The following is a 12,352-nucleotide window of genomic DNA, read 5'->3' as shown; positions in this document are numbered from 1 at the left end:
TTGTAAATAATGCTAAGAATTAAAAAGTTAATGCATTCACAGCAGCTGAACTCGAAGTAGTTGGTGATGACTTCAAAGTTGCTCCTGAGCTTGAATACGTACCCCCAGCGTATAATCCCCAGCCAGAAGAATTTCCTGTAAAACTTCCACCAGTATAGGTACCGCCATAATATATTTTATAGGCCGTATTTTTGGACAAGCTTGGACTTGAAAAATGAAAAATTGCGGCTGCACTTTTCGGTTTATAGGTTACCAAGTCTTTTCCAGCGGCATCTTCAATATGAATGAGTGAAGCAGCAGCTAATGAAGCACTTGATTTAATAAACATACTTACTTGTGTAGAAGAGGTGCTCATCGATTTGGTCATATTGGAGTTGGGACCGGAGGCTATTATTACTCCTCCACTAATAATGAAGTTACCGTTTATGTCTATTCCTTCGTTTCCACTTACTATAGTAGTTCCACCTTTTATGAAGAAGTTGCCGTTTACATCTACTCCATCCGAGCCTGTAACTATCAATACGCCTCCATTAACTGTTAAACTACTGTTATCGTTTTGTTCGGTCCCACCCGAAACTGTACCATAAGAGGTATTTATGCCGTCATTAGTGGCCGTAAGGTTAGTCACTCCACCGTTTATGTTAATAAAAATGGACTCCATGCCTTCATAAGATTTTGTGATATTGATATTTCCATTATTTACTGTTATAGAAGTACCTGACTTAAGGCCATCATCTGTGGCTGAGATGTTTAAGTCGCCATTGTTCATTACGAATGCCCCGTCACTTTTGAAGCCTTTGGCTTCGCTGGTAAGTGAACTACTGTATGTAAATTTAGATCCTGATGCTGCAATGTTGGTGGTTCCACCACTTATAGTTGCCGTGCCATCAACTGTTATTCCTTTAGCACCCACCCCTGTACTAGTCACAGTAATCGTTCCTCCTTTTATTGATAAATTTTTATCACAATTAATACCTGCTGGAGTTGCAATATCAGCATCGGTGGTGTTATAATAGGCTGCACCAGTAGTTGTTATTTTTACTGTACCAGCGGAAAGTGTGAAATCACCACCCGTTTTAATTCCTTTGGCTCCCTTGCCAGTAACATTTAATGTTACCGCATCGCCAGTTGTTATGTTGGTATAGCTTTGGCTCTTAATGGCGTTTCCTTTTTCGCCACTTGTATTTACAGTAATTTTTCCACCTTTTATTAATACATATGGTGTGATGGTTGCATCTGTGCCCTCATAAGGTGCTGAAATGCCATCATCTACGCAGTTTATTGTTACGTTTCCGCCATTCAAAGTTACATAACCTTCCTCAGCCACAATTCCATCACCTGAAGATTTAATATCTACACTACCATTGTCCATCAAAAAGTAGTCATTTGCATGAATTCCATCTTTTACTGCTGATTTCACAACAATGTTTGCCTCACTTATGGCTATATAATCGTCCGCTGCAATAGCGTGTTTGTTGTTACCAGTTACATTCAAAGTACCTGATCCTACAAAACTTAGTTGGCCTTCACTAAAAAATGTTCCTTTTTGGTCTTCCGTACTAGTGACATATGTTGATCCATCCACTAACGTGTTCGTGGTTCCTGAAACTATATTGATAGTACCTTTTTTACTTGATTGAATATTGATAGCTGGCCCAGAACTATTGCTAATATTGACTCCTTTCATGGTAATATTGTAACGGTATTCGCTGTAGATTTTAATACTGCCTTTAGTGGTATTTCCAATCAAAAGATAAACTATTTCTTTGGTAATATTGGTCGATTTTACGGTTACATCTGCTCCACTTAAGGTAACCGTCACTCCATCGCTTTGGTATGGGTTACTAATAGCGGCACTTGTTCCTGAGTAGTTTATCATGACGGTGTCTTTGGCGGGCGTTATAATTCCTGAAGTTGTTGCGGCTATTGAAAGCGAAACTGTGCAGGTTTGTCCTCCTAAGCTCAAATTAAAAATAGCTGTGCCAGACGTAGTGGGAGTTCCTGAAATTGTATAAACCAAGTTTCCATTCCCATTTGTCAAAGTACCTGATGCTACAGTGGCGGTTAAACCCTCAACACCTATTGAAGAGGCTGTGGAGACGTCATAAGTGCCGCCATTTCCACCAGTGTATGTCATAGTTACAGTTCCGGTGTAAGCAGTTCCACTTGTGCCATTAGCAGGTGCGGCAACGCAAGCCAAAGTTAAAATACTAGATTTTGAAATAGCTACTGGTAGCGTTAAAGTACAACTTTGACCACCTAATATTATTTCAAAACTCGCATTTCCAGATGATGATGGTGTGCCAGTAATTATAAATGAAGCTGAGCCGCTCCCCGATGCAAGGGTTCCGGCAGATAAAACCGCAGTAAGACCTGTAACTCCAGAAGAAGCCACAGGTGTGCCTGCTTCATAGGTCATTCCGTTTCCGCCAGAGTAAGGCACCGTTGCGGTGCCAGTGTAAGAAGCACCGCTCGTGGCGGCAGCAGAAAATGTGGTATTTGAACAATTCAGTGTGGTAATAATGGCTCCTGTAGGATTTATTGATGAATTTTCATTACAAGAAATGGTTCCGAGCAAAGCAAAAAGTAAGAGTGTTTTCGAGAATTTCATTGGTAAATGTTTTTTAATATTTTCTGGATAGCTTATTCATGTGTCAGTTATGACCACTCAGTTTTTATTGAAAAATCTATCGAGCAATTATATTTAGTGAACTTTAAAATACATTACGTTTGATTTTTTTGGTTTGTTATTCTAAATTTCAATTTGACATTTAAAAATATATTTTGTCTAAAATATTATAAACAGAATGCAATATTGAAGCCTTTAATCACAGTTTTATTCTTTATTTTTTTTCTGCTTTTGTCGGTTTTATATAAACAAAAGCATAATTTCGCAGTCGTTCAACCAAAAAATATTTCATGGCCAATCTGAATACAAAACTCAATAAAACAAATACCTACGATGCCATAGTGGTAGGCTCAGGAATGAGCGGCAGCTGGGCGGCCAAAGAATTATCTGAAAAAGGCTTAAAGACACTAGTATTAGAAAAAGGACGAATGGTTAATCATTTAGAAGATTATCCGACCATGAACCAAGACCCTTGGGACAAGGAGCACAGAGGGGCACTTTCAGCTGAAGATAGGAAGAAGCACCATATTCAAATCAGAAGCGGTTTTGTAGGTGAAGATACCAAACATTTCTGGACCAATGACTTAGAGAATCCTTATCAAGAAACACAACCATTCGACTGGATTCGGGGGCATCAAACGGGCGGAAGAAGTTTGCTTTGGGGAAAACATACTTACCGCTGGAGTGAACATGATTTTGAGGCAAATGCCCGTGAAGGCATAGCGATAGATTGGCCCATTAGATATAAAGACATAGCTCCTTGGTATAGTTATGTAGAAAAATTCGTAGGTATAAGTGGCGAAAAATTGGGCTTGAGTCATTTTCCTGATGGAGAATTTCAACCACCATTTCCGTTAAATTGTCTGGAAGACCATTTCAAGGCACAAATTCAAAACAAATTTAAAGGCAGGTATGTCACTTCTGGTCGAGTGGCACATTTGACCGAACCTACCGAGGAGCAACTCAAGTTAGGACGTGGAAAATGCCAAAACAGAAATCGCTGCTCAAGAGGTTGTCCTTTTGGAGCTTATTTTAGTGCCAATTCATCCACTTTACCTGCTGCCAACAATACAGGTAATTTTGTAATCCGTCCCCATTCTGTGGTAAAAGAAGTACTTTTTGATAATCAAACTCAAAAAGCCACTGGGGTAGTCGTAATAGACGCAGAAACCATGGAGGAGCATACATTTAAGGCCAAAATCATTTTCTTAAACGCTTCGGCCATGTCAACTGCTCAAATTTTGATGAATTCGAAATCAGAACGTTTTCCAAATGGCATGGGCAATGATTCGGGCGAATTGGGGCATAACATCATGGACCACCACTATCATGTAGGTGCCATGGGTGATTACGACGGCATGGAAGAAGATTATTACAAAGGCAGAAAGCCAGTAGGTATTTTTATCCCTAAATATGTCAATCTAGATGCCCAAACGCAGAACAAAAACTTCTTGCGTGGTTACGATTATCAAGGGGCTTCCGGTAGGAGCAATTGGGGAAGGGGAGAGGACGAAGTCGGTATCGGTGCCGATTTTAAAGACTCACTTTATAAACCAGGTGGTTGGAATATGTCATTGATGGGTTTTGGAGAGGTCTTACCTTATCATGAAAATAAAATGCATTTAGACTTTACAAAAACCGATAAATGGGGAATGCCTCAGATAGTTTTTGATGCTGGGTTTAAGAAAAATGAATTAGAAATGCGGAAGCAAATAAAGTTGGATGCGGTAGAAATGTTAGAGGCATCAGGTTTCAAAAATATTCGGTCGTTTGACAATTCAGGCGGAATGGGCGTAGGCGTACATGAGATGGGAACTGCCAGAATGGGAAGAGACCCAAAAACGTCGGTACTGAATGGAAACAATCAATTGCATAATGTGAAGAATGTTTTTATAACTGACGGAGCGTGCATGACAAGCTCAAACTGTGTAAATCCTTCGATTACCTACATGGCCTTAACAGCTCGTGCGGCAAACTATGCAGTAGATGAACTCAACAAGCACAACCTATGAGTCTGTATAAGTAAAGATGCAATGCTTTGCGTCTCAAGCCGAAGAGGCGGCAATGCAATGCCTCTCATGGTTGGAAGATACAACGCACGCAGACTATAGGTAAAGACGCAATATATGGCGTCTCGAGCATAGATAGGACGCAAGTCCTTAGGTCTCAATAATCAAAAGAAACAAAAAAATGAACAGAAGACAATATATAAAAAATACAGCAGCCGCTCTTGGATTAACCCTTACAGGAATCTCAATGTCAGAGATGTTAGTATCTTGCCAGACACAAGCCCAGCTAGATTGGAAACCTGTTTTTTTTACAAACAATCAAGCGGCATTGATTGCCGAGATCGCCGAAACGATTCTTCCGAAAACCAAAACCCCTGGAGCGAAAGAGATGGCGGTTCCACAATTTATAGACAAAATGGTCAAAGAAACGATGGATGAAGCCTCTCAGGAAAGTTTAGTTGAAGGACTAAAGACTTTTGAAGACGAGGTAAAATCCAAGTATAACACCGATTTTATTTCGTTAAAAGCCGAACAGAAGAAAGAGTTTTTGGAAAAGTTGGATAAAGAAAAACCACGCTCAGGCCTTAGTATGTGGGGTATTGATTTGGAAAAAGACGCTCCTAAGCCTACTTTTTTCAAGATAATCAAGGGCTTGACATTATTTGGATTTTATACATCAGAAGAAATTGGCAGGAATGTTTTAGTGTATGATCCTGTTCCTGGCGAATATATTGAATGTATGCCGCTAAAAGGTCAAAATTCTTGGACAGAATAGCGTTTTATCAGTACAGTAAAGGACAGTTAAAACAAACCTTTACCATTCTTTTGTGTTAGATTTTATAAAAAAAATACATTTAAATATGTCATTTAATAAAGACAGTTTCAAACACGCAAGTTATTTATGGGACGACGCCAAAGCTGCGGCAATGGCTGGCGACGAAGTTGCGTTATTCATATATCGTTCTAATCTTCTTGGTGCTGATTTGCGATTGACCAATTATGGCGGAGGAAACACTTCCGTTAAAATAACAGACAAAGACCCGCTTACTGGACAAGATACAGAGGTAATGTGGATCAAAGGTTCAGGAGGAGACATCGGAACTTTGAAAAAATCTGGATGTGCGGCTCTTTATATGGATAGACTTTTAAATTTAGAAAATGTTTACCGTGGAATTCAGCATGAAGACGAAATGGTAGAACTTTTCAATCACTGTATTTTTGATTTGGCATCGAAAGCTCCTTCAATCGATACACCATTACACGGATTTTTGCCGTTCAAACATATTGATCACTTACATCCTGATGCTGCCATCGCTATTGCAGCAGCCAAAGATGGCAAAAAAATAACCGAAGAATTATTTAATGGAGAAATTGGTTGGGTAGGTTGGCAAAGGCCAGGTTTTGATTTGGGTTTAAAACTAAGAGCATGCTTAAACGAAGCGGCTGCAAAGGGTATCACACTCAAAGGTATAATGTTGGGCTCTCATGGATTATTCACTTGGGGAGATACTGCATATTCTAGCTATATCAACACTTTGGAAGTTATAGAAAAATGTGCTCAATATTTAGAGGATAATTTTGGTAAAACTAGACCAGTTTTTGGAGGACAAAAAATAGAAAGTTTAGCAGATGTAGAAAGAAAAGCTAAAGCAGCATCCTTAGCTCCAACGCTAAGAGGATATTGTTCTTCTGAGCGTAAAATGGTGGGCCATTTCACTGATGATAGCCGAGTTTTGGAATTTATAAATTCGAATGATTTGGCAAAATTGGCTCCATTAGGGACTTCTTGTCCCGACCACTTTTTACGCACTAAAATCGCCCCATTGGTTTTAGATCCGGCTAAAATTGAAGATAAAGCCTATTTAGATCTAGTTTTTGAAGAATATAGGACTGGCTACAAAGCCTACTATGATGCCTGCAAACATCCCAATTCGCCAGCCATGCGTGACCCTAATCCAGTGGTAATACTTTACCCAGGAGTTGGTATGTTTACATTTGCCAAGGACAAAACCATGGCTCGTTTGGCTTCGGAATACTATACAAACGCTATCAATGTAATGAAAGGTGCTGAGGCGGTTTCAGCGTATACAGCATTACCTCATCAGGAGGCTTTTGATATAGAATATTGGTTGTTGGAAGAAGCTAAACTTCAAAGAATGCCAAAACCAAAGGCTCTTTCAGGTAGAATTGCCTTAATTACTGGTAGTGCAGGTGGTATTGGTAAAGCAATTGCAAAGAAATTTGCGGAAGAAGGAGCTTGTGTTATTTTGAACGATATTAACCAAGAAAGGCTAAGTGCTGCTTCTGAGGAATTTATAAAATTATTTGGAAAGGATGCTGTAGCGTCGACTTTGTTAAATGTGACAGACAAAGATTCTACTTTTGAGGCTTTCGAAAATGCAGCGTTGGGATTTGGAGGAGTGGATATTGTGGTAAATAACGCAGGAATTAGTATTTCAAAATCAATAGCCGAACATAGTCTTGAAGAGTGGGATAGACTGTATGATATTTTGGTAAAAGGTCAATTTATAGTGTCCCAAGCAGGTGTAGGAATCATGCGTAAGCAAGGCATTGGTGGAGATATCGTAAATATAGTTTCCAAAAATGCAGTAGTGGCTGGGCCAAACAATCCCGGCTATGGATCGGCCAAGGCGGCACAAGCTCATATGACCAGATTGATGGCTGCTGAATTGGGGGCCGATAAGATCAGAGTAAATACTGTAAATCCAGATGCTGTTATCTCCGATTCAAACATTTGGGCAGGTGGTTGGGCGGAAGGCCGTGCCAAAGCCTATGGAATTACTGTGGAGGAACTGCCAGCATATTATGCAAAAAGGACACTGTTGAATGAAATTATTTTACCAGATGATATTGCTAATGCTTGTTTTGCTTTGGTGGGTGGTTTACTCAATAAATCGACTGGAAACGCTATTAATGTGGATGGTGGTGTAGCCATGGGCTTTTATAGGTGATTATTGGAACACGGATTTAACTGATTTGACACGGATGTTTTTAGGATTTTCATAGAGAATTATCACTGATTTTTGGATTTTTAATCAGTCTTTTAGTGTCAAAACTGTGTTAATCAGGTTTCAATTTTGAAAAGTCTACCCAAACTTATTTAAATATGAAACATGACGATTTGACAAAAAGAATTATTAAAGTTTATTATCAAGTTTATAATGAACTTGGGTACGGCTTTTTAGAAAAGGTTTATCAAAATGCAATGTTTTTGGCATTAAGAGAGGAAGGTTTGGAAGTAGAAGCTCAAAGAAAAATAGATGTTTGGTTTCGAGGATATAAAGTTGGTGAATATTTTGCAGATTTAATTGTTGAAAATTTGGTAATAATTGAATTAAAAGCAGCTGAATGTTTACTTGAAGAGAATGAAGCACAATTGCTCAATTATTTAAGAGGAACAAGTATTGAAGTTGGTTTACTATTCAATTTTGGGAAAAAGGCAGAATTCAAAAGAAAAGTTTACGATAATTATTTGAAATACATACCAGTTTAGAAACATAATAATTAAATCAGAAAAATATCCGTGTCAAATCCATGTTAATCCGTGTTCAATAAAATAACAGAAGATGATAATTTCTCAAAATATAATAGATGACCATAACGCCAAACAATTGGCAAAACACAAAACACTTTTTGATTTCGCAAAAAACGAAACAGAAGGTGTTGAAAACATAATTCAAAGACTAATCGATTTTCAAGTTGCCATTCCCTCTTGGGCATTAGGAACTGGAGGAACACGTTTCGGACGTTTTCCTGGAGGAGGAGAGCCAAGGAGTCTGGAAGAAAAAATAGAAGATGTTGGACTTTTGCATACGTTAAATAAAACTTCTGGAGCTATTTCCTTACATATTCCTTGGGATATACCAACTTCTCCAAAAGACATTCAAACTCTTGCGGCTCAGCATGGCTTAGCTTTTGATGCAGTCAATTCTAATACCTTTCAAGACCAGCCAGATCAAGCTTTGACCTACAAATTTGGTTCTTTGCAAAACGTCAACAAAGCCATACGTAAGCAAGCAATAGACCATAACATTGAAGTTATAAAACATGGCATAGATTTAGGTTCTAAATCTCTAACGGTTTGGTTATCAGATGGTTCTTGTTTTCCTGGCCAATTAAATTTTAGAAAGGCTTTTGAGAATACATTAGAGAGTTTACAGGAAATTTACGCTGCCCTTCCTGCAGATTGGAAGATGTTTGTAGAATACAAAGCCTTTGAGCCGAACTTTTATTCTATGACTGTGGGTGATTGGGGACAATCACATTTGTATGCATCAAAATTGGGCGAAAAGGCCTTTACATTGGTTGATTTAGGCCACCATTTACCAAATGCCAACATCGAACAAATTGTGAGTTTACTGATGATGGAAGGGAAATTGGGTGGTTTCCACTTCAATGATTCTAAATATGGCGACGATGACTTAACTGTTGGTAGTATTAATCCGTATCAATTATTCTTGATTTTCAATGAATTGACCCAAGGAACTCAGCCAAACAATTCCCCTTTTGAATTGAACTCTGGATTTGGTTGGATGATTGATGCATCGCATAATATCAAAGATCCTTTGGAAGATTTGTTACAGTCGGTTGAAGCTATTATGGTAGCTTATTCCCAATCTCTTTTGGTAGATGCCGATGCTTTAGAAGCGGCTCGTGAAAGTAACGACGTTGTGAAAGCCCAAGAAATTATTCAAGCAGCATATCGCACCGATGTGAGACCAATTGTAGCCGAGGCAAGGTTGAGAGCTGGAGCAGCAATTTCACCAATCGGTATTTTCCGCGACTTGAAAGTTCGAAATGTTTTAATTGGGGAGCGTGGCTTAAAGACTGTTGCAACTGGATTGTGAAAAAAAGTGTTTTAGAGTTTTTTAAAAAAACTTAAATGAAAGTAGCCCTATTCATACCGTGTTATATCGATCAATTTTACCCTAAAGTAGGTATTGCCACTTTGCAATTACTTGAAAAAATGGGCTGTGAGGTAGTTTTTCCTCAAAATCAAACCTGCTGTGGACAACCTATGGCCAACTCAGGCTATGAGCATATTACCGGCGATTGTACCAAACTTTTTCAGGACAATTTTGATGAATATGATTATGTAGTTTCTCCTTCAGGGAGTTGTACATTACATGTCAAAGAGCATATTCCTTTGAAAGGAAGAATATATGAATTGATTGAGTTTATTACAGATATTTTAAAAGTTGAAAGCCTTGAAGGAGAGTTCAAGCATAAAGTTGGCTTGCATCAAAGTTGCCATGGTCAACGAGGTTTACATTTAAGTCAAATGTCAGAACTTAATGCCCCATTTTTTTCAAAACCAGAGCAATTGCTTAAAAACCTTAAAGGCTTGGATTTAGTTACTTTGGACAGAAAAGACGAATGCTGTGGTTTCGGAGGTACATTTTGTGTAGCCGAAGAAGCTGTTTCGGTAAGAATGGGACAAGACCGTTTGGCAGATCATCTAAAAAATGGAACAGAGATATTAACTGGTGGCGATACCTCTTGTTTAATGCACTTAGATGGCATCATTCGTAGAGAAAAGCATGCTATGCAAGTAATGCATATTGCAGAAATTTTAAATCAAGCAATGATAGTTCCGAGTTTAGAGGGCTGAGTTCTGAGTAAATAGTTTTGGTAAATTTTAATTTTGTTGAAAAAAGCAAGAATTTGAGGGTTGATAAATATTAGAAAATTATGACAAAAAGTAACTCGTTACCCTTAACTCACAACTCACATCTCGGCACTCATAGTGAACGAGCAGAAATATTCAACAAAGATTTTGATCGCACCACTTGGCATGACCAAACACTGTATATGGTTCGTCAAAAACGTGACAAAGCAGCTTTTCAAATAGATGATTGGGAGCTTTTGCGTGAAACAGCTTCTCAAATAAAGAATAATGTACTCTCAAACATGCACGATTATTTGTTGCAATTTGAAGAAAATGCATCAAATAATGGTATAAAAATCCATTGGGCTGCAGACGCCAAAGAACACAATGAGATAGTTTTCGGAATCATTTCTGATTATTACAGAGGTGAGATTCCTGATGATACTTTTAAAGGCATGGTAAAATCCAAATCAATGCTAACAGAAGAATGCCACATGAACGAGTTTTTGGCAGAAAAAGGCATTGAAGTAATCGATACGGATTTAGGCGAACGGATTGTCCAGTTGGCAGAAGAGCCACCTTCACACATCGTGATGCCTTGTATTCACTGGAAAAAAGAAGAAATCGGAGAATTGTTTCACAAACATCTAGGCACTGAAAAAGGAAACAAAGACCCTCAGTATCTAACAGAAGCTGCTCGTCAGCACCTGAGAGATAAGTTTTTGACCCGACCAATTGCTCTAACGGGTGTTAATTTTGCCGTTGCAGAAACTGGAGAATTTGTGGTTTGTACCAATGAAGGCAATGCCGATATGGGAGCACATTTGGCTGATATTCATATAGCCAGTATGGGTTTTGAAAAAATCATTCCGCAGAAAAAACACCTCGGCGTATTCTTGAGGCTTTTGGCTAGAAGTGCTACAGGACAGCCTATAACTACTTATTCGAGCCATTTTAAGAAACCTCGTAATGGCCAACAAATGCATATCGTAATTGTGGACAATGGTCGTTCAACGCAATTGGGGCGGGAAGATTTTAGAAATTCGTTGAAATGCATTCGGTGTGCGGCTTGTTTCAACACTTGCCCAGTGTATAGAAGAAGTGGTGGACATAGCTATCACAGTGCTGTTGCAGGGCCTATTGGCTCTATTTTGGCTCCAAATCTGGATATGCGAGCCAATGCAGATTTGCCTTTTGCAAGTACTTTGTGCGGTTCTTGTAGCAATGTTTGTCCAGTTAAGATCGATATCCATCAACAATTATACAAATGGCGACAAGTTTTGGTGCAGGAGGGTTATTCGCCAACGTCTAAAACCTTGGCTATGAAAGGGATGTCAGTTGTTTTGTCGAATCCAGGTATTTTTAAGTTTTCAGGAAAAGTAGGAAGAATGTTGATGGATAAATTGCCATTTTTGGTAAATAACCGCATGAATCCATGGTATAAACAGCGTGAAATGCCCGAGCCGCCGGAAGAAAGCTTTAGAGATTGGTACAAAAAGAATAGGAAATGAGCAGTAGAGAAAACATACTTTCCAAAATAAAACAGAATCAACCAGAATTGTTGCCTTTGCCTGATTTGTCGGTTTTGGGTAGCGAGAAATATGACTTGGTCGAAAAATTCACCGAAATTTTGGAAGGAATAGGAGGGAAGGTTTTGCAAGTTTCTGATTTTGAAGAAATTAAAAAATACATTATCTCCAATTATCCTATCAATGCCAGAGTAATCTCCACTTTGCCTGAGTTTTCGGAGAATAAAGACTGGCAAACAGCAGATCCACATTCGCTCAGAGACGCTGAGTTTTTAATAATCAAAGGGCAGTTTGCTGTGGCGGAAAATGGAGCAATATGGCTGACAGAATCAGAAATGGGACAACGAGTAGCTCCCTTTATATCACAATATTTGGCCGTAATTATCGATAAATCCACTATTCTACCCACCATGCACCAAGCTTATGAGGAGATTGGCTCAATAGACTATGGCTTTGGTGTGTTTTTAGCTGGCCCATCCAAAACAGCTGATATAGAACAATCTTTGGTTCTCGGTGCTCATGGAGCTAGAGGCTTGGTGGTGTTTTTGGTGTGAAA

At 38.8% G+C, this 12,352-nt stretch carries 9 protein-coding genes; 8 read left to right on the top strand and 1 reads right to left on the bottom strand.

What is annotated here, in order from left to right; all coding sequences use genetic code 11:
• Positions 1 to 19 precede the first annotated feature (19 nt).
• A complete protein-coding gene (locus EGI24_RS20125) occupies positions 20 to 2,611 on the bottom strand; it encodes a carbohydrate-binding domain-containing protein (protein WP_255050413.1) in 2,592 nt (863 codons plus the stop codon).
• A gap of 308 nt (positions 2,612 to 2,919) precedes the next feature.
• On the opposite strand from EGI24_RS20125, the gene EGI24_RS20120 reads away from it, so the two are divergent.
• The 8 genes from EGI24_RS20120 to EGI24_RS20085 all read left to right on the top strand — a co-directional run bounded on the left by EGI24_RS20120 (position 2,920) and on the right by EGI24_RS20085 (position 12,350).
• Positions 2,920 to 4,641 carry a GMC oxidoreductase gene (locus tag EGI24_RS20120; RefSeq protein ID WP_255050412.1) on the top strand — a complete coding sequence of 574 codons (1,722 nt, stop codon included), beginning with the start codon at positions 2,920 to 2,922 and terminating at the stop codon, positions 4,639 to 4,641.
• 178 nt (positions 4,642 to 4,819) lie between these two features.
• The gene (locus tag EGI24_RS20115; protein ID WP_255050411.1) at positions 4,820 to 5,413 is read left to right on the top strand and encodes a gluconate 2-dehydrogenase subunit 3 family protein; all 594 of its coding nucleotides are present in this window, start codon (positions 4,820 to 4,822) and stop codon (positions 5,411 to 5,413) included.
• 85 nt (positions 5,414 to 5,498) lie between these two features.
• Positions 5,499 to 7,610, top strand: a complete 2,112-nt coding sequence (locus EGI24_RS20110) for a bifunctional aldolase/short-chain dehydrogenase (RefSeq protein ID WP_255050410.1) — start codon at positions 5,499 to 5,501, stop codon at positions 7,608 to 7,610.
• Positions 7,611 to 7,765: 155 nt separating this feature from the next.
• Positions 7,766 to 8,152: a GxxExxY protein gene (locus EGI24_RS20105; protein WP_255050409.1), complete on the top strand. Its 387-nt coding sequence runs from the start codon at positions 7,766 to 7,768 to the stop codon at positions 8,150 to 8,152.
• A 73-nt stretch (positions 8,153 to 8,225) separates the two neighbouring features.
• Positions 8,226 to 9,506 carry a sugar isomerase gene (locus EGI24_RS20100; RefSeq protein ID WP_255050408.1) on the top strand — a complete coding sequence of 427 codons (1,281 nt, stop codon included), beginning with the start codon at positions 8,226 to 8,228 and terminating at the stop codon, positions 9,504 to 9,506.
• Between the two features lie 35 nt (positions 9,507 to 9,541).
• Positions 9,542 to 10,270: a (Fe-S)-binding protein gene (locus EGI24_RS20095; RefSeq protein WP_255050407.1), complete on the top strand. Its 729-nt coding sequence runs from the start codon at positions 9,542 to 9,544 to the stop codon at positions 10,268 to 10,270.
• Between the two features lie 80 nt (positions 10,271 to 10,350).
• Entirely contained in the window at positions 10,351 to 11,778 is a 1,428-nt protein-coding gene (locus tag EGI24_RS20090; protein WP_255050406.1) for a lactate utilization protein B, read from the top strand.
• Positions 11,775 to 12,350 carry an LUD domain-containing protein gene (locus EGI24_RS20085; protein ID WP_255050405.1) on the top strand — a complete coding sequence of 192 codons (576 nt, stop codon included), beginning with the start codon at positions 11,775 to 11,777 and terminating at the stop codon, positions 12,348 to 12,350. Before EGI24_RS20090 ends, EGI24_RS20085 begins: the two co-directional genes overlap by 4 nt.
• The last annotated feature ends 2 nt before the right edge of the window (positions 12,351 to 12,352 follow it).

Origin of the sequence: Lacihabitans sp. CS3-21 (genome assembly GCF_024343675.1) — a bacterium.
Taxonomy (GTDB): Bacteria; Bacteroidota; Bacteroidia; order Cytophagales; family Spirosomataceae; genus Leadbetterella.
Note: the sequence above shows the minus strand (reverse complement) of the source record. Positions and strands in the feature narration are given on the sequence as shown.